24 protein-coding genes are annotated in these 23210 nt (G+C 61.7%); 10 read left to right on the plus strand and 14 right to left on the minus strand.

The window, feature by feature from the left end:
* Window positions 1-70: 70 nt before the first annotated feature.
* From ACOQOT_RS09395 to glpK, 3 genes are all read right to left on the minus strand, one after another.
* Window positions 71-847: a class II aldolase/adducin family protein gene (locus ACOQOT_RS09395; protein ID WP_045448087.1), complete on the minus strand. Its 777-nt coding sequence runs from the start codon at window positions 845-847 to the stop codon at window positions 71-73.
* 248 nt (window positions 848-1095) lie between these two features.
* Window positions 1096-2490, minus strand: coding sequence for an FAD-binding oxidoreductase (locus ACOQOT_RS09400; RefSeq protein WP_420559027.1), 1395 nt, complete (start codon window positions 2488-2490; stop codon window positions 1096-1098).
* A 191-nt stretch (window positions 2491-2681) separates the two neighbouring features.
* Window positions 2682-4178, minus strand: a complete 1497-nt coding sequence (gene glpK / locus ACOQOT_RS09405) for a glycerol kinase GlpK (RefSeq protein WP_420559028.1) — start codon at window positions 4176-4178, stop codon at window positions 2682-2684.
* Between the two features lie 194 nt (window positions 4179-4372).
* Here glpK and moaA point away from each other — a divergent pair, with 194 nt between their 5' ends.
* Window positions 4373-5410 (plus strand): GTP 3',8-cyclase MoaA, encoded by a 1038-nt coding sequence (gene moaA / locus ACOQOT_RS09410; protein WP_420559029.1) that lies wholly within the window; start codon window positions 4373-4375, stop codon window positions 5408-5410.
* Here moaA and cutA read toward each other — a convergent pair.
* Complete coding sequence (cutA, locus tag ACOQOT_RS09415) at window positions 5407-5754, minus strand: divalent-cation tolerance protein CutA (RefSeq protein WP_420559030.1); 348 nt, start codon at window positions 5752-5754, stop codon at window positions 5407-5409. The genes moaA and cutA overlap by 4 nt on opposite strands.
* A gap of 103 nt (window positions 5755-5857) precedes the next feature.
* Here cutA and ACOQOT_RS09420 point away from each other — a divergent pair, with 103 nt between their 5' ends.
* Window positions 5858-6625 (plus strand): NAD kinase, encoded by a 768-nt coding sequence (locus ACOQOT_RS09420; RefSeq protein WP_420559031.1) that lies wholly within the window; start codon window positions 5858-5860, stop codon window positions 6623-6625.
* Between the two features lie 5 nt (window positions 6626-6630).
* Here the strand turns inward: ACOQOT_RS09420 and ACOQOT_RS09425 are convergent, their stop codons facing one another.
* The gene (locus ACOQOT_RS09425; RefSeq protein ID WP_420559032.1) at window positions 6631-7428 is read right to left on the minus strand and encodes an NUDIX hydrolase; all 798 of its coding nucleotides are present in this window, start codon (window positions 7426-7428) and stop codon (window positions 6631-6633) included.
* 224 nt (window positions 7429-7652) lie between these two features.
* Here ACOQOT_RS09425 and ACOQOT_RS09430 point away from each other — a divergent pair, with 224 nt between their 5' ends.
* Window positions 7653-8798 (plus strand): EAL domain-containing protein, encoded by a 1146-nt coding sequence (locus ACOQOT_RS09430; RefSeq protein WP_420559033.1) that lies wholly within the window; start codon window positions 7653-7655, stop codon window positions 8796-8798.
* Between the two features lie 17 nt (window positions 8799-8815).
* Here the strand turns inward: ACOQOT_RS09430 and pcaF are convergent, their stop codons facing one another.
* The 4 genes from pcaF to ACOQOT_RS09450 form a co-directional block, all read right to left on the minus strand.
* Complete coding sequence (pcaF, locus tag ACOQOT_RS09435; protein WP_045448108.1) at window positions 8816-10030, minus strand: 3-oxoadipyl-CoA thiolase; 1215 nt, start codon at window positions 10028-10030, stop codon at window positions 8816-8818.
* A gap of 58 nt (window positions 10031-10088) precedes the next feature.
* Complete coding sequence (locus ACOQOT_RS09440; RefSeq protein WP_420559034.1) at window positions 10089-11249, minus strand: DUF2336 domain-containing protein; 1161 nt, start codon at window positions 11247-11249, stop codon at window positions 10089-10091.
* A 178-nt stretch (window positions 11250-11427) separates the two neighbouring features.
* The gene (locus tag ACOQOT_RS09445; protein ID WP_420559035.1) at window positions 11428-12333 is read right to left on the minus strand and encodes a sterol desaturase family protein; all 906 of its coding nucleotides are present in this window, start codon (window positions 12331-12333) and stop codon (window positions 11428-11430) included.
* 140 nt (window positions 12334-12473) lie between these two features.
* Window positions 12474-12818 carry a TraR/DksA family transcriptional regulator gene (locus tag ACOQOT_RS09450; RefSeq protein WP_420559036.1) on the minus strand — a complete coding sequence of 115 codons (345 nt, stop codon included), beginning with the start codon at window positions 12816-12818 and terminating at the stop codon, window positions 12474-12476.
* A gap of 143 nt (window positions 12819-12961) precedes the next feature.
* Between ACOQOT_RS09450 and ACOQOT_RS09455 the strand changes: the two genes are divergently transcribed.
* A complete protein-coding gene (locus ACOQOT_RS09455; RefSeq protein ID WP_420559037.1) occupies window positions 12962-14167 on the plus strand; it encodes a CaiB/BaiF CoA transferase family protein in 1206 nt (401 codons plus the stop codon).
* A 29-nt stretch (window positions 14168-14196) separates the two neighbouring features.
* Here the strand turns inward: ACOQOT_RS09455 and ACOQOT_RS09460 are convergent, their stop codons facing one another.
* Window positions 14197-15099 (minus strand): lytic transglycosylase domain-containing protein, encoded by a 903-nt coding sequence (locus ACOQOT_RS09460; protein WP_420559038.1) that lies wholly within the window; start codon window positions 15097-15099, stop codon window positions 14197-14199.
* Window positions 15100-15238: 139 nt separating this feature from the next.
* Between ACOQOT_RS09460 and ACOQOT_RS09465 the strand changes: the two genes are divergently transcribed.
* Window positions 15239-16621 (plus strand): spinster family MFS transporter, encoded by a 1383-nt coding sequence (locus ACOQOT_RS09465; protein WP_420559039.1) that lies wholly within the window; start codon window positions 15239-15241, stop codon window positions 16619-16621.
* A 113-nt stretch (window positions 16622-16734) separates the two neighbouring features.
* On the opposite strand, the gene ACOQOT_RS09470 is transcribed toward ACOQOT_RS09465, so the two are convergent.
* The 3 genes from ACOQOT_RS09470 to ACOQOT_RS09480 form a co-directional block, all read right to left on the minus strand.
* A complete protein-coding gene (locus ACOQOT_RS09470; protein WP_420559040.1) occupies window positions 16735-17235 on the minus strand; it encodes a response regulator in 501 nt (166 codons plus the stop codon).
* A gap of 153 nt (window positions 17236-17388) precedes the next feature.
* Window positions 17389-17805: an HIT domain-containing protein gene (locus ACOQOT_RS09475; protein ID WP_045448121.1), complete on the minus strand. Its 417-nt coding sequence runs from the start codon at window positions 17803-17805 to the stop codon at window positions 17389-17391.
* A gap of 8 nt (window positions 17806-17813) precedes the next feature.
* Entirely contained in the window at window positions 17814-18983 is a 1170-nt protein-coding gene (locus tag ACOQOT_RS09480) for an acyl-CoA dehydrogenase family protein (protein WP_420559041.1), read from the minus strand.
* Window positions 18984-19066: 83 nt separating this feature from the next.
* On the opposite strand from ACOQOT_RS09480, the gene ACOQOT_RS09485 reads away from it, so the two are divergent.
* Genes ACOQOT_RS09485 through ACOQOT_RS09500 form a run of 4 tightly spaced genes read left to right on the plus strand, consistent with a single transcriptional unit; the run spans window position 19067 to window position 21585 of the window.
* Complete coding sequence (locus ACOQOT_RS09485; RefSeq protein ID WP_045448128.1) at window positions 19067-19525, plus strand: MaoC family dehydratase; 459 nt, start codon at window positions 19067-19069, stop codon at window positions 19523-19525.
* 4 nt (window positions 19526-19529) lie between these two features.
* Window positions 19530-20393 (plus strand): HpcH/HpaI aldolase/citrate lyase family protein, encoded by an 864-nt coding sequence (locus tag ACOQOT_RS09490; RefSeq protein WP_420559042.1) that lies wholly within the window; start codon window positions 19530-19532, stop codon window positions 20391-20393.
* Window positions 20394-20411: 18 nt separating this feature from the next.
* Window positions 20412-21239: a phytanoyl-CoA dioxygenase family protein gene (locus tag ACOQOT_RS09495; RefSeq protein ID WP_420559043.1), complete on the plus strand. Its 828-nt coding sequence runs from the start codon at window positions 20412-20414 to the stop codon at window positions 21237-21239.
* A gap of 46 nt (window positions 21240-21285) precedes the next feature.
* The gene (locus tag ACOQOT_RS09500; protein ID WP_420559044.1) at window positions 21286-21585 is read left to right on the plus strand and encodes a hypothetical protein; all 300 of its coding nucleotides are present in this window, start codon (window positions 21286-21288) and stop codon (window positions 21583-21585) included.
* Between the two features lie 12 nt (window positions 21586-21597).
* Here the strand turns inward: ACOQOT_RS09500 and ACOQOT_RS09505 are convergent, their stop codons facing one another.
* Window positions 21598-22191 carry a nitroreductase family protein gene (locus ACOQOT_RS09505; RefSeq protein WP_420559045.1) on the minus strand — a complete coding sequence of 198 codons (594 nt, stop codon included), beginning with the start codon at window positions 22189-22191 and terminating at the stop codon, window positions 21598-21600.
* Window positions 22192-22363: 172 nt separating this feature from the next.
* Between ACOQOT_RS09505 and ACOQOT_RS09510 the strand changes: the two genes are divergently transcribed.
* On the plus strand, window positions 22364-23176 hold the full coding sequence (locus tag ACOQOT_RS09510) for a hypothetical protein (RefSeq protein ID WP_420559046.1): 813 nt from the start codon (window positions 22364-22366) through the stop codon (window positions 23174-23176).
* Window positions 23177-23210: the final 34 nt, after the last annotated feature.

Below are 23210 nucleotides of genomic sequence, written 5' to 3' on the forward strand. Positions count from 1 at the left end.
TTATGAGAATTCAAGCTGAAAAAGCCGATGCCTTTATCTAGGCACCGGCCTTATCGAAAACAAGTTTACCTTAATCCCGGTAAGAAGCGTCCTGCCGGTCGAGCGTGCGCAAAAGCGCGGGCCAAGCCAGATCGCCAATGCCGTTCGCGGTGCCAAATTTCGCCTGACCGGCGGTTTTCTCCGGCACGCCCTGATCCGGCATGGTCAGCTCGCGTCCGCCCGAGAGCGCGCGCACCTGCATGGTGCAGGCCCGCTCCAGGAAGAAGAGCCGCAGGAAAGCATCCGCGCAGGTCGCCCCTGTGGTGAGCAGCCCGTGATTACGCAGGATCATGGAATGTTTCTCGCCAAGATCGGCAATCAGCCGCTCGCGCTCATCGAGATCGAGCGCGATGCCTTCATAATCGTGATAGGCGAGATCACCGAGCACGATCATTGCCGTCTGGCTGAGCGGCAGAAGCCCATCGGCTTGCGCGGAGACCGCCACACCATCATTCGAGTGGGTATGGATGACGCAATGCGCATCCTTGCCCGTCGAATGCACGGCGCTGTGGATCGTGAAACCGGCGGGGTTCACCTTGAAAGGCGTATCCATCACGATCTCGCCGTCGAGGTCGATCTTCACCAGGCTCGAGGCGGTGATTTCATCGAAGGTCAGGCCATACGGGTTGATGAGGAAATGATTGTCCTCCCCCGGCACCCGCGCCGAAATATGCGTGTAAATAAGATCGTCCCAGCCGTAATGGGCAACGAGACGGTACGTAGCGGCCAGATTGACGCGCTGCTCCCATTCGGCAGCGCTCACCTGTTCACGGACCGCAGGAAAGCTAAGATCTTCCGCGACGGACATGGCGTCCTCCCTAATTGCTGAATTACCTCAAGATTGGCCCGCTGAGCGGCAACTGTCAAACCACCCGGTTAAAAATGCGGGGGCAGCTGACACGTTTGTCGGCGCCGTGCCACCTTTTTCCTCTGCATGGACCCCGGCACGGGGGCCGGGGTGACAGCTTGTGTAAAAGGCACCGCGTCGCACCAAACACAACGCGTCACCCCGGGCTTGACCCGGGGTCCATGAAGCGCCCGTGTCAGGCAAAGCGCCTACTCCGCCGCCGCCTTCATCTCCGGTTCCAGCACCTTGCCCGGATTGAGAATGTTCTTCGGATCGAGCGTGCGTTTCAGCGTCGCCATGAGCGCGATTTCCGCCGGGCTGCGGGACCAACCGAGATAGGGGCGTTTTTCAAGCCCGATCCCGTGTTCGGCGGAAACGGAACCGCCAATGTCGCGCAAGGGATCATAGACGATCCCCTCCACAAGGCGCCGCGTCTCCGGCGTGCCGTCATGGCTGCCGACGATCACATGCAGATTGCCATCACCCAGATGCCCGAACACGATCAGCGAATGACCGGGCACTTTCGCTGTAAGGTCCGCTTTCACTTTCTCGATATAGGTTTCCATATCCGCGATACGCAGGCTCACATCGTAGGTGAAGATCGGGAAGAGATTGATCACTTGCGCCACATCGTCCCGCAGCGCCCACATGGCATCGCGCTCCGCCTGGCTCTTGGCGATAACGGCATCACTTGCAAGTCCGGCTTCAAGCGCGCCCATCAGCGCGTTTTCAAAACGCGGCGTGTCTTCGTCCTGATTACCGCCCAGTCCTTCCACCAGCACATAGTAAGGGGAGCCATGCGGCAGGATCGGTTTGCCTTGCGCAGGTTCGGTGGAAACGAGCTTATAGAAATCCTCCCACATCACCTCGAAAGCCGAGAGCGTGCCGCCCATCGCCGCTTCCATATGGCGCAGGAGTTTGGGCAATTTAGCGAATTCATCCACCGCCACGAAGCCCGTATCCTGGCTCTTCGGCGCAGCGCGCAGGCGCAAGACGGCGCGCGTAACGACGCCGAGCGTGCCTTCCGAGCCGATGAAAAGCTGCTTCAGGTCATAGCCCGCATTGTTCTTGAGCATCTGGTTCATGGCGGAGATGACCGTGCCATCGGCCAGCACCGCTTCGACGCCCAGTACCAGCTCGCGCATCATGCCGTAACGCAGCACGCGGTTGCCGCCCGCATTCGTCGCGATATTGCCGCCGATCGTTGCCGAGCCACGCGCGCCCAAATCGAGCGGAAAGAAGAAGCCTTTTTCTTCCGCCGCATCGCAGGCCGCCTGCAGCGGCACCCCGGCGCCCGCCGTCATCGTGCCGCTGACGGGATCGATCGCCTCGATCTTGTTCATGCGTTCAAGTGAAAGCGCGATCAGCCCTTCCGCATTGCCGCCTTCCACAAGGCCGGTCTTGCCGCCCCAAGCGACAACGCCCTGCCCCGCCGCGTGGCAGGTTTTCAGCACGAAGGAAACTTCTTCGGTCGTTGCGGGCCGGATCACGGCTTTCGGTGTGCCCAGATGGCTCCAGCCGCCTTGCGCTTTTTCCGCTGCCGCTTCGCCTTCCAGAACCCCGCTCTCCCCGAGCTTGGCTTTCAGGTCTTCGAGCACGCCCATGACGTTCCTCCCGCTGTCTGTTTCTTGCGCCGACTATAGCAGAAGAGGCCGGGACACGCATTTGCTCTTCACCTCTCAACTGTCATGGCCCGGTTTATCCGGGCCATCCACGGCAACCAGCCGAAACGCCTGAGAGAAGCGCCCGTGGATGCCCCGCATAAAGCGGGGCATGACATCTGAAGGAAAACATCCTATCTCGACAAAATACGCCCGACCGCCTCTTTCCAGCGCCCGTAGCGCCGGTCCGCATCCGCGCCGGGCAATGCCGGGTCGAAATGCCGGTCGCAGCGCCATTTCGCGGAAATATCCGCCGGGCTTTGGAAGAGCCCGGCTTCGAGCCCGGCAAGATAGGCCGCCCCCAGCGCCGTCGTCTCGATCACTTCGGGCCGTTCCACCGGGCAGCCGATCATGTCGGTGAGGTTCTGCAGGAACCAGTTATTGGCCGCCATGCCGCCATCGACGCGCAGCGCGTTCGGGCGCGAGAGGCCGGCCCCCTTCATATCCGCCCCCATCGCCTCCATGAGATCGCGGGTCTGGAAGGAGACGGATTCCACCCCGGCCCGAACGATGTCGGCGGCATGGGTGTCCCGCGTCATGCCGAGAATGGCGCCGCGCGCATGCGGGTCCCAATAAGGCGCGCCGAGGCCGGTAAAGGCGGGCACGAGAATGACATGGCCGTCGGGGCTCGCCTCCGCCGCCAGCTTTTCCGAGTCCGCCGCGCTCTTAATGAGTTTCATCTCATCGCGCAGCCACTGGATCGTCGCCCCGGCCATGAAGATCGAGCCTTCCAGCGCGTAATGCGTTTCTCCGCCGAGCCGGTAGCCCACGGTCGTGAGCAGCCGGTTTTGCGAGGCGACGAATTCCGTGCCCGTATTCACCAGCGCAAAACAGCCCGTGCCATAGGTAGATTTCATCATGCCCGGCTCGAAACAGGCCTGGCCGATGAAAGCTGCCTGCTGGTCCCCTGCAACGCCGAGAATGGGGACTTCCGCGCCCAGCACCTCCTTACCCGCCACGCCGAACGGCGCGCAGCAATCTTTCACCTCCGGCAGAAGCGCGCGGGGAATATCGAACCAGCCCAGAATCTCATCGTCCCAGTCCTGCGTGCGGATATTGAAGAGCATGGTGCGCGAGGCATTGGTGGCATCGGTCACATGCGCGTTGCCGCCCGTCAGGTTCCAGATCAGCCAGCTATCGATCGTGCCCGCCGCCAGCTCGCCCTTCACCGCCCGCTCGCGCGCGCCTTCCACATTGTCGAGCAGCCAGGCGAGCTTCGTGCCGGAAAAATAAGGATCGAGCAGCAGGCCGGTCTTCTCCTGCACAACGGCCTCTTTGCCCTCGGCGCGCAGCGTCTCGCAAAGGCTCGCCGTGCGCCGGTCCTGCCAGACGATGGCATGATGCAAAGGCTTGCCGCTCGCCCGCTCCCAAAGCACGATCGTTTCGCGCTGATTGGTAATGCCGATCCCGGCAATGGAAGGCGCGCCCGCTTTCTTTAGCGCCTCGCGGCAGACCTCCACCGTGTCGCGCCAGATTTCGGCGGCATCATGCTCCACCCAGCCGTCTTCGGGATAAATCTGCCGGAACTCGCGCTGCGCAACGGCGAGTTGCTGCCCCGTCTTGTCGAAAACCAGCGCCCGCGAGCTGGTAGTGCCCTGGTCGATACTCAAAATCGCGTGATCCGCCGCCACACTTTCCCCCTTCAAATGCCGCTTTCATCCCGCGCTAGGCTACCGCTCAGGCCGGACGGCGCAAGCCGGAAGGCGCCCTCATGCCGCCTTTACCGCCCCAAACGCTTCTCATCGGCCAAAGAACGCTTATATGCGCAAGAAACCATTCAGAAACGGGGGACGAAAATCCCCCGCAACCATGTTAAACAGTGCTTATGGATCAACACCAGCCCATCGAGACGAAACGCGCGCCCGCCGGGCAGATGATCGACCCCTTCGGGCGGGCCGTGACCTATCTGCGCGTCTCCGTGACGGACCGCTGCGACTTCCGCTGTGTTTATTGCATGGCCGAGCACATGACCTTTCTGCCGAAGAAGGAAATTCTGACGCTGGAAGAACTGGACCGCGTCTGCAAAGCCTTCATGCGCAAGGGCGTGCGCAAGATCCGCCTGACGGGCGGCGAGCCGCTGGTGCGCCGGGATATCATGACGCTGATCCGCTCGCTGGGCGATGAAGTGAAAGCGGGCAATCTCGACGAACTGACGCTGACGACGAATGGCAGCCAGCTCGCCCGCTTCGCTGATGAACTTTACGAGGCGGGCGTGCGCCGCATCAATGTCTCGCTCGACACGCGCGATGAAGAAAAATTCGCCGAGATCACCCGCTGGGGCCGCATGAGCCAGGTGATGGACGGTCTGGCAGCGGCCAAGCGCGCCGGGCTTCAGGTGAAGATCAACACCGTCGCGCTTAAAGGCACGAATGAGTATGAAATTCCCGCGCTTATCGACTGGGCGCATGGCGAGGGATATGACATTACGCTGATCGAGACCATGCCGCTCGGCGATATCGACGGCGACAGGACCGATCAATATCTGCCGCTCTCCAAAGTGCGCGAGGAACTCGAAGAGCGCTGGACGCTTTCCGATATTCCCTACAAGACCGGCGGGCCCGCCCGCTATGTGGAGGTGAAGGAAACCGGCGGCCGCCTCGGCTTCATCACACCGCTTACCCATAATTTCTGTGAAAGCTGCAACCGCGTGCGCCTCACCTGCACGGGCCAGCTCTTCATGTGCCTCGGCCAGGACGACGACAAAGACCTGCGCGCCAAGGTGCGGGCGAGCGAAGGCGATGAGCTCTTGGAAGCGGCCATCGACGAGGCGATTTCCCGCAAGCCCAAGGGCCATGATTTCGTCATCGACCGCGCAGGCCAGGCCCCCGCCGTCAAACGCCACATGTCCCTCACCGGCGGCTAACCTGTCTGCCCTCTCGTCTGCTCCCTAGTCTGCTCTTTAGCCCAGGTCAGATAATCGCCGTCCACCCGGCCGAGCGGAATTTCCAGGAGCGCCGGCACATCATATGGATGAAGGCGGCGCACCTCCTCCATTGCGCGCACTGAAAGCGTGGCAGGCACCTTGATGAAGAGGCTCACTTCCTCATCGATCTCCACTTTGCCCTGCCAGCGGTAAACCGAGCGCATGCCGGGATAGATATTGACGCAGGCGGCAAGCCCCGGCTCCACCAGCGCGGTTGCAATTTTCTCCGCCGCTTCCATATCGCCTACGGTGGTGTAAATGAATAAAAGCGCATCTTCGCTCATGGGTCCTCCCTTGCGATTCCCCCGCCTCCGCTGAACATGTATAGTGCCCGCCACCGGCCAAAGAGCCAATGCGCGAAGCCCGCGCCCAATAACGAGACGGCCAATGACGTTTGAAAAAATCGCCTTTGTCGCCACGGACGTATCCGAAGCGCAGGATGCCCTGGAACAGCTTTCCAAGCGCTACGGCAATTGCCCGCCCGAAGAGGCCGACGTCATCGTCGCGCTGGGCGGCGACGGGCTGATGCTGCAAACACTCCACCGCTATATGGAAAAGCGCATCCCCATTTATGGGATGAACCGGGGCTCGGTCGGCTTTCTGATGAACGAATACAGGGATAACGACCTGAAAGAGCGGCTGAACGCTGCAGAGACCACGACTCTCCACCCGCTGAAGATGGAAGCGGTGAGCGTGGACGGCGAAAGAACCTCGGCGCTTGCCATCAACGAAGTCTCGCTGCTGCGCGAAACGTTCCAGGCCGCGAAAATCCGCATCGCCATCGACGGGCGCGTGCGGATGGAAGAAATGATCTGCGACGGTGTGCTGGTTTCAACGCCTGCCGGCAGCACCGCCTATAATTTTTCCGCGCAAGGGCCGATCATTCCGATCAATGCCGAGCTTCTGGCGCTGACGCCGATCAGCGCCTTCCGTCCCCGGCGCTGGCGCGGCGCGCTCTTGCCGCACACGGCTTCCGTGACGTTCCATGTGCTCGAAGCGGCAAAACGCCCGGTCTCCGCCGTGGCCGATCATACGGAAGTGCGCAATGTGGAATGCGTCACCGTTTCGGAGGAAAGCAGCATCGATCTTCTGATGATGTTCGATGAAGGCCATACGCTCGACGAGCGCATCCTCGCCGAGCAGTTCATTCACTAGGCGCCTCAGCCCATAATGTTTTCAAGCTTCTCTTCGGTCACGGCATAGCCCGCTTCGGCGGGAATCGTGAGCACCGCCCCCTCGCCGCGCTTTTCGACCTTGGGCAGCACGGTGACGATCTTTTCCGCCTTCGCCGCCTTGAACGCTGCTTCCATGTTGGCGCTCTTACCGAGCTTCAAAAGGTTCATCCGTGTCGGGAAGATCACCGTGCGGGTGCCCGCCTCCGCTTCCCGCACCGCTTCATTCGGATCGATCCAGACGGAATCGACCGATTCCCCGCCATCATGGGCGGCGACATGATCCTCCGGCGCCACGGCGATATAAAAATGAGTGTCGAAACGCTTCGGCATCATGTCCGGCGTGATCCAATGCGCGAAGGGCACCAGCATGTCGCAGGCAAGCTCCAGATCGAAATGGGTCAGGAACTCGGCAATGCCCTTCTCGCTGCGATTGAGCGGCTCGCGCCAGCTTTCCATTTCATCGAGGCGGCTGCCGGCAACGAGCTTGCCCGTTTTGTTGTCATAGGCAAGCAGCACACCCGATTCCTCGAACGCCTCGCGGATCGCGCCGACCCGAAGCGCCAGCAGCGTATCGTCGAGTCCCTCCGCCCCGCGGCAGAGCCCGCGCACTTCCGGCGCGCTGTCATGCTTGTCGATTTTCCCGCCCGGAAAGACGAGCGCGCCCGAGGCAAAGTCGATCTGGTGATGGCGCACCACCATGAAAACTTCGAGCCCCTTATCCCCGTCCCGCAGCAACATGATCGTCGCCGCCGGAATCAGGGCGCCGGATTTTTTCTCGCTCATATGTGTCCTCCCAAGAGACGCAGCGTTTTCCGCCGTTTTTGGTTTTGAGGCTTTCCCGCCTCTTCTTCCTTGCTAGCAGAGAGAGCGGGAATGGGAAAGAAAAGCGCAAAACCCGAGGAAATCCGCGCCTTGAACGCGCCAAAAGGGACAATTTTAGATTTCCGCTTCACCGCCTTCTAACGCCCGCTTGCTAGAAACGGGAAGGCACAAAAAGCGGCGGACCCATGCTCCAGCAATTGGATGATTTGAACGATGCAAGAGCGGCCATCGCCCTCGATCAGGGCGAGTTTCACCTGCTCTTCCAGCCCAAGATCGAGCTTGCCAGCGCCAAGATGACGGGCGCGGAGGCCTATGTGCGCTGGGCCCATCCAGAGCTTGGCCGGCTCTTGCCCGCCAGCTTCCTTTCCGCCCTCGAGCGCCAGGAGCGGCTGGCCGACCTCACCAACATGGTCCTGCGCGAAAGCGCCCAGGCCGCGCGGCGCTGGTACAACCAGGGCCGCAGCTGGCATGTGACGGTAAACCTTTCCCCGGCCGAACTCATCGACCCGGAGCTCGGCGACCGGCTGACCGCCCTTGTCGATGAATGCGAGCTGCCTTACGGGCTTTTCGTTTTCGACATTCCGGAATCGGCGTTTCTCGTGCGCGATGAAAACCTGATCCCGGTGCTTGAAGATATGCGCCATCGCGGCTTCGCCCTGGCGCTTGAAGGACGCGGCGCGATGACCGCCTCGGCGGAAGACATTCCCCTCGCGCTATTCAACGAGATCAAGGTGTCCGGCAGCGCGATCATCAAATTCGCGCTGACGACGAAATCCGCCGGCGGGCTCATCGCCGAGCGCCAGAAAATGGCGGCGGCACATTCCCTGCCGCTGACGGCGGTCGGCGCGGAAGATGCCCGCACACTCCATGCCCTGAAAGAACTGGGCTTCACTTATGCCCAAGGCGCTTTCATCAGCCGGCCAGCAGAAGCGCGCGTCCTCGATACATGGACGGTGCCCGCCGCCGTCAAAGCCGCGCTGACCGGGCCCGCCCCCCGCACGCGCCGCGCCGCAGCGCCCCAGCGCGCGGAGAAGAAACCGGCGCCCAAAGCCGCCCCCCTTAAGAAGAGCCTGCAAGACACAACTTTCGGGCCGGAGATGGTGACGCTCGATTTCGAAGCGATCGGCGATTTCGATCTTGCCTTGCCGGGGCCGGGAAATTTCAACCCGCTCTGCCTCATCATGGCCGAACGCATGCGCCTTATCCGCCATGCTCCCCAGCTCCATGGCCGCCGCGTGCCGGGCATCGGCAAACGCATCGTCATGAAGGTGCAAGAACCGCCCATGAAAAAACCGAGGCGGCCAAGCATGCTGGCCCGCCTCGGCTTTTAAAGCCCGTTTGGCTTCAATCAGACGCGTTCGATAATCGTCGCAATGCCCTGGCCGACGCCGATGCACATGGTGCATAGCGCATAACGGCCCTTGCGCCGCTCCAGCTCATAGGCCGCCGTCGTCAAAAGCCGCGCCCCGCTCATGCCGAGCGGATGGCCGAGCGCAATCGCCCCGCCATTCGGGTTCACATGCTCCGCATCTTCCGGAATACCGAGATCGCGCAGCACCGCGATGCCCTGTGAGGCAAAAGCTTCGTTGAGCTCGATCACGTCGAGATCGTCGATAGTCAGACCGGTTTTCTCCAGCACCTTGCGTGTGGCAGGCGCAGGCCCCATGCCCATGATGCGCGGCGGCACACCGGCTGTTGCCATGGCAACGATGCGCGCGCGGGGTTTAAGGTCGTGGGCCGCAATCGCTTCTTCCGAGGCGACGATCATCGCGCAGGCCCCGTCATTGACGCCCGAGGCATTGCCCGCCGTCACCGTGCCGCCTTTGCGGAAGGGCGTCGGCAATTTTGCAAGATCTTCCAGCGTCGTTTGCGGGCGCGGATGCTCGTCCTTGTCCACCACCGTCTCGCCCTTGCGGGTGGAAATGGTGACGGGCACGATTTCTTCCGCAAGCCGCCCGGCTTCCATGGCAGCGCCCGCCTTCTTCTGGCTGCGATAGGCAAAAGCGTCCTGGTCTTCGCGGCTGATCTGGAATTCCTCGGCCACGTTCTCGCCCGTCTCCGGCATGGAGTCGGTGCCGTATTGGCTCTGCATCAGCGGATTGACGAAACGCCAGCCGATCGTCGTGTCATACATCTGCACATCGCGCGCGAAAGCCGTGCCGCCCTTGGCAACAACGAAGGGCGCCCGCGACATGCTTTCCACACCGCCGGCCAGAATGAGATCGGCTTCACCGGATTTGATGGCCCGCGCGGCGGTGCCCACCGCATCCATGCCCGAACCGCACAGCCGGTTCAGCGTCGTGCCGGAAACGCCGACGGGCAGGCCCGCAAGCAAAGTGGACATGCGCGCCACGTTGCGGTTGTCTTCGCCTGCCTGGTTGGCACAGCCGAAGATCACATCATCGACCCGTTCCCAATCGACACCGCTCTGGCGTTCCATCAGCGCCATCAGCGGCACGGCGCCCAGATCGTCCGCCCGCACGCTCGACAAGGAGCCCGCATAGCGGCCGATAGGCGTGCGCACGGCATCGCAGATAAATGCTTCTTGGGAAGAACGGATCATTGTCGGCCTCATCCAGTGTGAATCAGGATGGGGACCCTATCAGCTTTTTTCCGTTGCGTCAGGCAACCTTTTCTGTAGCCCGCTCTGCGCTTTTGCTCAGCTGCTGTTCGTGGCGGATGAGCTTCGCAAGGCCTGCCAACAAGAAATCGAGATCCTTGGTTTCCATGCCCTGATATTGGGTCAGCACACGCTCGACCATGCGGGCGCGGAAGGCCGGACGGCCGAGATCGAGATGCGCTTCCTGCAGCTCGTGATAGATGTCGAGGGCCACACGGAAGGCCGGATAGAAGACTTCCGGCAGGCCGGCGCGCGAATAGATGGCACGGAAGCCGAGCGGGCCTTCATCATGCACGAGCCGCCATACTTTCTGCTCCGGCAGGCCGGTGAGATAGGCCATCGCGGCTTCGACGAAAAGCATTTCGCCGAGGCAGGCAGCGCGCAGAATCAAAGACGGCGTCAGGCGGCCATTGCCCGCAAGCTGGCGCACGAGATGCGGCATGTCGTCGGCGCGCGCATTACTGTCCACCAGATTGACGGTGGCGCGTTCGCGGCTTTCGTCGATGAGGCGCGCAGCAACGTCCTCGCTAATGTCATGCTGCTCGATGAGATAAGTGCGCAGCCGGTCGGACACCATCGTGACCAGGCGCTCGATCATTGTGACCGGCAGATCGCCCCGGCGCACCAGCGGCGCAGCAATGCTTTCGTCGTCGCCGTAACGATCGACCACCTTGCTCATCGTGTCATCGGCAATCTCCGCCCCGTCATTGCCGACAAGGCGCACCACGGCGCGGCGGTTATCGGTGTTGACGAGCGCCTCACTCACCGGCGCGGAAACGGTGGCGCGCCCGGCAATGGCGACCTGCTTGGCTGCCGAGCCTTTGACGATGATGTCGATGAGATCGGCATCGGTCAGAACGGGAGACTCTTCGAGAATGGGCGCGGCCACTTCGTCGATATCGCGGGCGAGAATACGCACGATGTCGCGCGGCGCACCGGGCAGCGCGCTCAGGCTTTTCGACAGGCTCTCGCGCACCAGAACGGCGGCGTCATGCACCATGAAGCCGAGAATGTCCTGCGCCAGCTCACGCTGGCGGTCGGTCAGTTCCACATTCTCGTATTGGCTGGCAACCTTGACCGCGACCTCGGCCCGCACCGTGTCGGAAGGTTCCGTCAAAAGCCGCTCGATATCGCGTTCGCTGAGCGCCAGTGTTTCCGCCATGGTCCGTTCCTTTCGAGCTTTCGCGCGCATGCCCGCTTCTGCGAGACATCTTTGGTCGGGCCAAATTATCAATCAGACGTTAATAACCCGTTCGGCGGGTAGGTCGTTTTTTATGAAAGCTCTATTAAGATCGAAGGCGGATTTCCGCTTCCCCTTCAACCCCTTAACGAAGCGCTGCTCACTCCGCGGGGGAGCTTTCCTCCGCCGGCGGGCTGCGGAAAGGGTAAACGAGCTGATCACGGAAACGTGCCGGCATAGGCTCATGAATGCCGATCCGCGCAGGCGGCCGCCGGCTCGGATCGTCATAGTAAGTGCCGAAAAGCCGGTCCCAGAGCATCAGGTTCTCGCCGTAATTGCGGTTGCCCTCTTCCAACCGCATGGAATGGTGCCAGCGATGGAGCTGCGGGGTGTTAAAGATAAAATCGAGATAGCCGGTGCGCGTCTCGATATTGCAGTGGGTCAGAATGCCGATAAAGGCCGTGGTCGCGCTCACCCAGAGGAAAACGTCGAGCGGCGCGCCCAGCACATAAAGCAACGGCTGGCTGAGCAGAATGCTCCAGAATGTATCGACGAAATGAAAGCGCCCGGTATTGATGAACCAGAGCCGCGTGACCGAATGATGCACGGCGTGAAACCGCCACAGCAGCGGTATTTCATGGGCAAGCCGGTGCGCCCAGTAAAGACCGAATTCGGCCACGACCAGCCCCAGCACAGCCTGCGCCCAGAGCGGCCAGCTTACCGGCCAGATCGCATAAGACGCCGCGCTCGGTTCGACCACCGCCGCCGCGCCGACCACTGCCGACACCACAACCGCAACTTGCACCAGCCCCTTGTTCAGCAGCGTGTGAGAGAGATTGGCAAGCGTTTGATGATCGTTCTCAAGCCAGGTCCGCTCATGCGGCATCAGCCGCTCGAACAGGCCCACCGTCAGCGCGAACGCCACATAGACTGCATTGAAGACGAGAACCGGATACTCCGTCTGCATGCCGAGCCCCGTCAATGTCAGCGCCGTGGCCAAAAGCCCCGGCCAGATGACATAGGAGACGGCGCGCCGCCAGCCGGCCGCGCTATGTGTGGGTTGCATTTCAGACGGTTTACTCACCTCGCCCTCCGTTCGAACACTTTTGGGCCGCCATACCGGCAGCCGCAGGTACTTGCTGAGGATTTTCATGATTAGCCGCTTTGCCGGGCCGGTGCAATTTCCCCAAAAGCACACCTGAACACTTATTTGGCATGAGCGATACAGGTGGCCGCCGCAGGGTCGAGATCCAGCCTTTTGCGCGCGATGGGCTCACCGCAAACCGCACAGAACCCGTATTCCCCCTCGTCCATACGGGAAAGCGCGGCATCGATCTTCTGAAGCTGAATCTGGCGGCGGCGCGCCGTTTCCTGCGCCATGGCCTGGGCCTGCATGGCATCCATGCGCGACAGCCGTCCGACGCTCTGCTGATCCAGCGTCACGGTTTTCACCGCCTCGCGGGAAGCACCAGAAAGCGCATCAAGCTCGTCCTTCTGCGCCAAAAGCAGCGCCTTGTAGCGGGCAAGCTCCGATTCTGTCAGATCGTCCATGCCCCGAGCCTAGCCCTCCCCCGCAAATCTGGCCAGCGAGCCGCAGGCTCGTGCTTTGACAGGCCGCCCGTTTCGTGGATGATCCGCCCATCAAAATTTAAAACCAAGAAACAACAGCAATAAGCAAATACGGGGAACGTCACATGCTCGAAGGCATCCGCGTCATCGAAATGGCAACCTATATCGCAGCGCCCGGCGCCGGCGGCATTCTGGCCGACTGGGGCGCGGAGGTGATCAAGGTGGAGCCGCTATCCGGCTGCCCCATGCGCAATTTCTTCAAATCCGTGGGCGTCGATCATCTGAAAGGCAATCCGGTCTTCGACCTCGACAACCGCGGCAAGCGCTCCGTCGCCCTCAACACGGCAACGCCGGAAGGGGTGGAAGCCATCAAACGGCTGGTGAAAGACGCAGATGTCTTTTTGACCAATGTGCGCCCCGGCGGGCTGGAGCGCGCGGGCCTAGACTACGAGAGCCTGAAAAAAGTCAACCCGAAGCTGGTTTACGCAACGGTTTCAGGTTACGGCCTGCAAGGGCCCGACCGGGACCGGCCGGGTTTCGACATGGCCGCCTTCTATGCCCGCTCCGGGCTCGGCGCCATCACCACGCCCAAGGGCCAGGAACCGGCGCCGCTGCGCACCGCGGTCGGCGATCACACGACCTCCATGGCCACGACGGCGGGCATTCTGGGTGCGCTTCTGGAGCGCCAGCGCACCGGCAAGGGCCGCCTCGTCGAAGCCTCGCTACTGCGCACCGGCATTTATGCGCTGGGCTCGGACATGTCCATCCAGCTCAAGTTCGGCAAGCTCGGCTCGACGAAGTCGCGCCATGAAGCGATCAACCCGCTGAACAATTTCTTCAAGACCTCCGACGGCATCTGGATCGCCATCATCCCGCGCCAGGGCTCCGTCGATTGGGATGCGATCTGCAAGGCCATCGGCCAGCCAAAAATGATCGAGGACCCGCGCTTCAAAAGCTCCCGCGACCGCCGGGCCAACGGCACCGAGCTCGTGGACATTCTCGATGCGACCTTCGCCCAGCACGATCTGGAATATTGGACGAAAGCGCTCGATGAACAGGACATGGTCTGGGCGCCGATGATGCCGCCCGGCGATGTCGCCGCCGACCCGCAGGCGGAAGCTGCCGGGGCCTTTTTCGAAGTGCCGGAAAATGATGGCTCGGGCACCTTCCGCGCGCCTGCCTCGCCCATCCGCTTCGGCGGCGAGGGCGAAGACGCCCACCCGCGCGGGCCCTCGCCCGATCTCGGCCAGCACACGCTCGATGTGCTCAAGGAGTTCGGCTATTCGGAAGCGGATATCGCAGGGCTGCAGAAATCCGGCACGATTGCCTGATTTTCTTATACCCCCCTCAGACGAGTTAATTACGCCACCGCGCCGCGCAGGGAATAGGCGTCATTCGCCGCTTTGCGCGCGCCGTTGCCGCCACTCTCAGCAAAGGGCACGTCGAGCGAGGCGAGAATATCAATCAGGACCGGCGAAAGCTGCAGCCCGCCGGTGCCGGGCACGCCGGACCCAGGAAGCCCCGCATAGCCGCCGCCTGCCGCGCCGGAAGGCGCGCCATAGCTGCGCGCGCTCGGCGCAAAATCCCGCGCCACCGCATAAAAGCGCCCCGGCGCTTCATTTGCCGGAAGGCTGGGTACGGGCACCTGCGTGTCGCCATGTTTCGAGACGAGGTTGGCATAAACCTCTTTCAGCGAACGCGGCTCGCCGGATCTGGAATAGAAGATCGGCTTATTGGCGTTCGCGGCCTGAGGAAAATATTCCGCCGCCGCGCCATTCGGGTTCCGGTCGAGGGCCGTCAGAAAATCGATGGCCCCGCCCGTCCCCATGAAATGGGCGATATAGAGCTCGCCCTGATTGGGCTCCCGGCCCAGCGTCTTTTCCAGGGCATCCGAAATGTCGCTGGTCAGCGCCCCGGCCATGAGCGAGGCGGCTTCGGCATCATGGCGCAGGGCAAGAATTGCCTCCTTCGCCTGCCCATCGGGCACAAAATACCGCCCCTTGCCGTCCTGCTGAATGGCCGCCGCTTCCTGCGCATAGCCAAGCTCAGGCCCGTGCTTCTTGACCGTGCCGAGCCAGGTCTGCTCGATGAACTGAAAGAGCCCTGCCGCACTCGAAGTCTTTGCTTTTGCTTGTGTTTCCAGCCCCGACTCCCGGACGGCCGTCTTCAACAGATAGTCGAAATCCGTACCGGTTTTCAGGCTCGCCTTGTGGATGGCCTGAGTGACGGGGCTCTGCGGTGATATGGCGCTGATAAGGCTCATAAGGGTCTTGCTCCAAGATCTGCCCTTTCAGGAGCAAAGCCCGTGCCAGCTCAAAATATCCTCGGTCGAAGAGGTCATGCGACAATGGGGGCGCTTACGCGTATCATTTGCCCGCGAGTCACCAAGGGAGGGGAGGCCCATGGCGGAAACCGAAATCGCCGCGGAGACGGCGATGGCCGAAAATGCGGCCAAAGCCCCGGCAGCAGCCGGGCATATCGAATATCCCAGCCAGCTTTATGCCTGGTACGCGGTGGCGGTTCTTGTCATTGCCTATACGTTTTCCTTTATCGACCGGCAGATCCTGAGCCTGCTCGTCGGGCCGATGAAGCGGGATCTGGAAATCTCGGACTTCCAGATGAGCCTGCTGCAGGGCTTTGCCTTTGCCATTTTCTACACGCTAATGGGCCTGCCCATCGGGCGCATGGTGGACAGCCACAACCGGGTGCGGATCATCACCATCGGCATCGCCGTGTGGAGCCTGATGACGGCTTTATGTGGGATTTCAAAGTCTTACATGCAACTCTTCATCTACCGCATGGGGGTAGGTGTCGGCGAAGCCGCGCTCTCGCCCGCCGCTTATTCCATGCTCTCGGACTATTTCAAGCCGGAGCGGATCGGCGTCGCCATCGGGGTTTACGGCACCGGTGTTTACATCGGCGCGGGCCTTGCCCTCGTCATCGGCGCGGAAGTCGTGGAAGCCGCCCGGGCGGCCGGTTCCAGCACGTTCCCCATTATCGGCACGGTCTATCCCTGGCAGATGGTGTTCTTCATCGTCGGCCTGCCCGGCCTTCTAGTGGCGCTCTGGGCCTGGACGCTGCGCGAGCCGCCGCGCCACGGGGCGACGGAAACCCCGCCCCTGCGCCAGGTTCTGGCCTATATGAAGGCGAACCGTTTCACCCTTATCTGCCACAATATGTGCTACGCGCTTTCGGCCATGATGGGCTACGGCGTTGCCGCCTGGATACCGGAATTCATGATCCGCACCCATGGCTGGAGCGCCGGGCAAATCGGCTCGGCCTATGGCTGGATCATTGCGATTTTCGGTACGGCGGGGGTTATCGCGGGCGGCTGGCTCGGCGATTTCGCCGCCAAGCGTTCCCGTAACGGGCGGATGCTGGTGCTGGCGCTGACGGGTATTCTGACCCTGCCCTTCGCCCTTGCCGCGCCCCTGGTGGATAACCCCATGCTCGCCGTTTACCTGCTCATCCCGGCGACCTTCTTTGCCACCTTCACGACCGGCGGCGGACCCTCGGCGATGCAGGAACTCATGCCCAACAAGATGCGCGGCATGGCCTCGGCCATCATGCTTTTCGTGGTGAACATCATCGGCCTTGGCCTCGGCCCGAGCGCCATTGCCTTCATGACCGACTTCATTTTGCAGGATGAATCGCAGCTTCGCTATTCGATCGCCATCGTGCCGGCGGTGCTTCTGGCGGGCTCCTCGCTCTTCGGCTTCATCGGATTGCGGGCCTATCGGCGCAGCCGGGACTTCCGCGATCAATACGAGGCCGCGGAAGCCTGATTAATCATAAAAAACAAGCATTTATGCGGGGTTCCGGAATCAGTTTCGGAGCCCCGCTTCATTTTCGAGGGAGTTCCTTGAATCGAACTCTTAAGAACAGAAAAAGCTGAAGCTCAGCAAAGCCTTAGATCGGGTTTCGCAGAAGCGGCCTGACCCTGGGTCACAGAACCACTCATACCGACGGCCTCGCCCTGACGTTCGGCTTCGAGCGCCGTCATCCAGCCCGGCACACGGCCCTGCTCGGCGGCAAGATCGATCTTGAAGAGCAGTTGGTCGGCATCGAACGCATCCGCCAGATAATCGTCCGCTCCGGCGGCCAGCGCGTCGCGGATGAGCTTTTCCGTTACCTCTTCGGCCAGCAGCACCACATGAGCGCCCTGGGAGGGATAGGCATCGCGGAAAGCGTCGATCGCCTGCGCGCCCGCCCCGTCCTTCAGCCAGGACTGCACGAAGAGCACATGGAAATCCTGGGTGCGGGCGTGAAAGCGGATGTCGGCCCCGCAGCGCGCCTCCAGCACCTCAAAGCCCAGCCGGACCAAAAGGTCGGCAAACCGGCGGCGGCGCGGATCTTCGGAATCGGCAATGACGCAGCAAGGCATGGGGCAGTTCTCCATGGGGTCCCCTGCCGGGGTCCCGTTTCGACTGCCCTGAAACTACACAGGCTTTCTAAACCAACAGTTAACCCTGATTTACAATTTATGAGCGCCAAGCCCTGTTCAGGGGCTCATTGGGGGCCGATCTGTGGATAACCGGGCTTTTGGGCTGCCTTACCCCACCGCAAGCCGGGCAACGGTGACATTGAGCTTGCCGATCAGAAGGTCGGCCTTGCCGGGACCGTAAGGCTCCGCCTCCCCCACACCCCAGACCGGCTTCGGCCAGGCGGCATCCCCTTCAAAACGGGCGACCACATGAACATGGAGCTGGGGCACCATATTACCGAGGGCGGCGACATTCATCTTTTCCGCCCCCGAAGTTTCCCGCAGCGCCCGGCTCGCAAGCTCGATTTCCTCGAAAAACCGCCATTTATGGACCGCCGGCACCTCATCGAAATCGCGCAGGCCTTCGATGCGCGGCACAAGAATGAGCCAGGGGTAGCGCGCATCGTCCATCAGGAGAACGCGGCATAGCTCCCAATCGTCGACGGTTTTCGTGTCTGCCTCCAGGCGGGGATGGAGTTCGAACATAAGGCCTCTCAATAGGACTTCGGCTGGCCGAGCACCCGCTCGGCGATGAAGGAGAGAATGAGTTCCCGGCTCACCGGCGCAATGCGGGCGATCATCACCTCGCGCATATAGCGCTCCACGTGAAACTCTTTGGCATAGCCCATGCCGCCATGGGTGAGGATGGCGCTTTCGCAGGCATGGAAGGCGGCTTCGGCGGCCAGATACTTGCCGGCATTCGCCTCCGCCCCGCACGGCTGGCCCGCGTCGTAAAGGGAAGCGGCCTTGAAAACCATGAGGTTCGCCGCTTCCAGCTCCGCCCAGCTTTTGGCGAGCGGATGCTGGATCGCCTGATTCTGGCCGATGGGCCGGCCGAAAACCACCCGCTCGCGGGCATACTCAGACGCCTTTTTAAGGGCGATGCGGCCGATGCCCACCGCCTCGGCACCGATCAGCACGCGCTCCGGGTTCAGCCCGTGCAGGAGATAGTGAAAGCCTTTGCCTTCTTCGCCGATGAGATTTTCCTTCGGCACTTTCAGCCCGTCGAAGAACACCGCATTCGTGTCCACCGCCTTGCGGCCCATCTTGGCGATCTCGCGCACTTCCGTCGCCCCGCCCCGGTCGAGGTCCGTATAAAAGAGGCTGAGCCCTTCGGTGGGCTTGGCGCAATCTTCCTTGGGCGTGGTGCGGGCAAGAAGCAGGATCTTGTTCGCGGTCTGGGCGGTCGAGGTCCACATTTTCCGGCCATGGACGACATAATGATCGCCCGTCTTTTCCGCGCGGGTAGAAATTGCCGTGGTGTTGAGCCCGGCATCAGGCTCCGTCACCCCGAAGCAGCAGCGGTCCTCGCCCTTGATAAGCGGCACGAGCATGCGCTCTTTCTGCTCCGCCGTGCCGAAGACGACAACGGGCATCGGCCCGAAAAGGTTCATATGGATGGAGGAGGCGCCGGAAAGGCAGGCCCCGGATTCGGCAATGGTCTGGGCGATGATGGCCGCTTCCGTAACCCCGAGCCCCGCGCCGCCATATTCCTCGGGCATGGCGATACCAAGCCAGCCGCCGGCCGCGATATCGGCGACGAAATCCTCCGGAAACTCGCCGTCCGTGTCCCGGGCCAGCCAATAGGTATCGTCATATTTCGCGCAAATCCGGGCGACGGCGTCGCGCACCGCTTCTTGTTCCGGCGAGAATGTGAAGTCCATGGGGCCTCCCCTCTTTTTGCGTTATAACCTACCCAATCTCTCAAGCCGCCGATAGAGCGGCACCGGACGACAGGGAGCCTTTCATGCCGGGTATGTATTTTGAAGAATTCGAAGAGGGCCAGATCATCGCCCATGCCATCCGCCGCACCGTCACGGAAACGGACAATGTGCTCTTTTCCACCATGACGATGAACCCGGCGGCGCTGCATCTCGATCACGACTACGCCGAAAAAGAGACGGAGTTCGGCAAGCCTCTGGTCAATTCTCTTTTCACGCTCGGCCTGATGATCGGCATTTCGGTGCATGAAACGACGCTCGGCACCACCATCGCCAATCTGGGCATGACGGACATCACCTTCCCCAAACCCGTTTTCCACGGCGACACGCTGCGTATCGAAACGAAAGTCATGGGCAAGCGTCGCTCGAAGTCGCGGCCCAAGGCGGGGATCGTGACCTTCGAGCACACCGCCTTCAACCAGCACGGCGATGAAGTGGCCAAATGCACCCGCCAGGCTTTCATGCACGCCAAGACGGAGGGCTGATCCCATGCGCTCCCTTCTCTTTGTGCCGGGCGACAGCGAAAAGAAACAGGCCAAGGCCCAGGATAGCGGCGCGGATGCGCTGATCCTCGATATGGAAGATTCCGTCGCCCTTTCGGCGAAGGAAACCGCGCGGGCCATGACCGCCGAATATGTGAAAGGCGCGCCTGCAACGGGCCCTAAACTTATCGTGCGCATGAACGCGCTCGACACGCCTTTCTGGGAAGAGGATTTGAAAGCCATCGTCCCCGCCCGGCCTTTCGCCGTCATGGTGCCGAAAACGATCTCGGGCGCCTGCATCGCGAAAGTCGCCGGGGCGCTGGACAGGCTCGAACAGGAAAACGGCCTGCCGGAAGGCGCGGTGAAGCTCTGCAATGTGGCGACGGAAACCGCCGCCTCTCTCTTCAATATGGGCAGTTATGCAGGCGCAAGCCCCAGGCTCTTTGCCATGACCTGGGGCGCGGAAGACCTGGCCGCCGATCTTGGCGCACGCTCCAACAAGGATGAAAGCGGTGCTTATACCGGCCCCTATCAGCTTGCCCGCACGCTTTGCCTTCTCGGCGCTGTGGCAGCGGAGGCCATGCCCATCGATTCCATCTGCAAGGAATTCCGCGATGAAGCGGCCTTACGGGCGGAAACCCGCGCCGGGCTGCGCGACGGCTTTACCGGTAAAATGGCGATCCACCCCGCCCAGGTGCCGGTGATCAACGAGGTCTATACGCCGAGCGATGACGACCTTGCCCATGCCCGCGCCATTGTGAAAGCCTTTGAGGAGGCTGGCGATGTGGGCGTGGTAAGCCTCGACGGTGTGATGCTCGACCGCCCGCATTTGAAACAGGCCGAGCGCATTCTCGCCAAAGCGGCAGGATAAAAAGACCGGGAGGAGACGATGGAGGAAAAACAGAAGGAAGCGCATCTGGCGCGCCTTAGCGAAGACGGCTACACGATCGTCGAAAACGCCATCGAGCCGGATTTTATCGAGGCGCTGAACGAGACCCTGCTTGGCCTTGAAAAGGAGCTCGGCATCGAGCCCGCCTATAATTCCTTCGAAGGGCACAAGACGCTGCGCATCTACAATCTGCTTGCCCGCGCACGGCTTTTCGAGCGCGTGCCGGTGCATGAGAATGTGCTGCCGCTCATCGAAGGCGTGCTCGACAAGGGCTGCCTCATCTCCTCCCTTTCCTCCATCGCCATTCTGCCCGGCGAGCGCGCCCAGCCCATCCATTCCGACGATCAGGTGATCGGCCTCACCCGGCCGCATAAATCCGTCGTCTGCAATTCCATGTGGGCGCTCAGCGATTTTACGGAAGAAAACGGCGCAACCCGCCTCGTGCCCGGCAGTCACAAATGGGATCATTGCCCGACCTATGGCGAGCATTACGCATCCATTCCCGCCGAAATGCCGAAAGGCTCCGTGCTGGTCTGGGTGGGCAGCCTCTGGCATGGCGGCGGCGCGCATAAAGCTGAAGAGCGGCGCACCGGCCTTGCGATGAATTATTGCGCCGGCTTCATCCGCCAGCAGGAGAACCAGCAGCTCGGCATTCCGCTGGAGCGGGTGAAAGAGTTTTCCCCGCGCTTGCAGGAGCTTGCCGGTTTCGGCACCTATCAGGGCTTGATCGGCCATATCGACAAGCAAAGCCCGCGCGAGGCGGTGCTGGGCCAGAAAGGCGGACATAAATCGATCTGGGATCACGATAAAAAGGAACCGGTCTCCTGAGGTCCCGCTTCATGCTATGCTGATCTTATCCAGGATGGGGGCGAAGATGAGCTGGAGAGATTTGACCATTAAACGCGTTGCAAGCCTTGCCTTGGCGATTGCCACGGGCGGCGCGGCCTTTCTGATTTATCTGGAAAGCACGCTGGGCGGTTTTTGCATTGCCGTGCTGGCGCTGGTTCTGGCGGCGGGCGGTGTACTCGACCGGCGCGTGTCGGGCGGCTTTGCGTCGGACGATCTTGAAGGGCGCAAAGCCGCGCTGCGCGGCGTTGCCGTGCGCCAGGGCCGCGCCATGACACGGCGCGAGGAAGGCGAGATCAGCGGCGCCCCGCCTTCGGGCAATGCATAAGCGCAGGCGCCGTCAGCCTTTCCAGTAACTCACCCGCTCTTCAAGCGGCGGGCGTACGCGCTCATCGGGCTTGGCGGCAGCGGAACCGAGATAGATGAACCCGGCCACCCGGTCCCCTTTCCGCATGCCGAGGAGCTTATGAACCTTCTTGTCGAAGGCATACCATTCCGTCAGCCATTGCGCGGCAAGACCAAGCGCGCTCGCGGCAACCAGCATATTCTGGCAGACGGCGCCGGCGGAAAGCCGCTGCTCCCATTTCGGAATTTTGGGATGATCTTCGGCGGTGGAAATCACCGCCACAACAACCGGCGCGCGCGTCAGCCGTTCGGCTTCTAGTGTCACGCGTTTTTCATCCGCTTTGGGTTCCTGCTTCTTGAAGATACGGGCAAGCTCTTCACCGAACGCCGCCCGCGCCGCGCCTTCGAAAACGACGAAGCGCCAGGGCCCAAGCTTGCCGTGATCGGGCACGCGCCAGCCTGCTTCCAATATCTGCTCGAGCTCGGCCTTACTCGGCCCCGGCCCCTGCATGTCCTTCGCCGTGACCGAGCGGCGGGCAAGCAGCACATCGAGAAAACCGGGCAGCGCGGGAAGCGGCGTCGCACTCATGGGAAGTCCTTTTTGCGAATCTTTATCAAAAATAACAAAGTGCTCCTCACATAAGCCATCCGGGCCCATTGTTCAAACCGGCTTCGCGCCTGCCTCCGAGCCGCACATCACATTTACGCGCGCAGGCGAGCTTTGCCTTTACCCATGAAAACTTGCGTTTCACCATATTTCGATGGGGGCGGCGAATAGTATATGGGGCGGTATCGCGGGAACGGGGCTGGCGCTGATGTCGAGCGCCCTGCCCGCCCATGCCGGCGCCTGGCCGCAGGAGAAAGGCAAGACGCTCGTCATTACCTCTTTCACGGTGGCCGAAGCCAGCCGGGCTTACGGCGCGGACGGGCGCGCGGCGCCCACCAACCCTTTCAGCAAAAAAGAATTTCAGATTTACGCCGAATATGGCTGGCGCGACACCGTCACGCTGGTCGGCAAGGCCGCCTATTCCAGCGAGATTGTGGAGAGCCCCATCGGGCGGGTCGGCTCGAACGATCTGCGTTTCATCGAAGGGGGCGTGCGTGTGGCGCTTGGAGAATGGCGGGGCACCCGCATCGCGCTTGAAACGCTGGGCACGCTCACCACCGCCACCTATGAAGGCGATACGTTTTCGCCGGAAGCGGGCAATGTGGATGTGGAAAGCGCAGTCTATTTCGGCCAGACGACAACGCTTCTGGGACGTGATGCCTTTACCGATCAGCGCGTGGCTTACCGGCTGCGCACCGGCGGCAAACCCGATGAGATCAACGCCATCGCAACTGCGGGCGTTCATATGAGCCCGGATTGGACGGTGCTTCTTCAATCCTCAAACTTTCTATCCATCGGCCCGGAAAATGCGCCGCGCGGCTCGGCCAGCGCCTACAAGGCGCATCTCTCATCCATCATCCGCATGAGCCCCATTCTTTCCGTGGAGATCGGTGGCTACACCACCTATGCCGGCATGAACACGGTGAAAGACAGCGGCATCAAGCTCGGCTTCTGGTATCACTTTTAAAGAGCCCAAAAGAAAAGGCCGGGGTGCCCCGGCC

It is taken from the genome of Tepidicaulis sp. (assembly GCF_965222285.1).
In the GTDB taxonomy this organism is placed as follows: Bacteria; Pseudomonadota; Alphaproteobacteria; order Parvibaculales; family Parvibaculaceae; genus Tepidicaulis.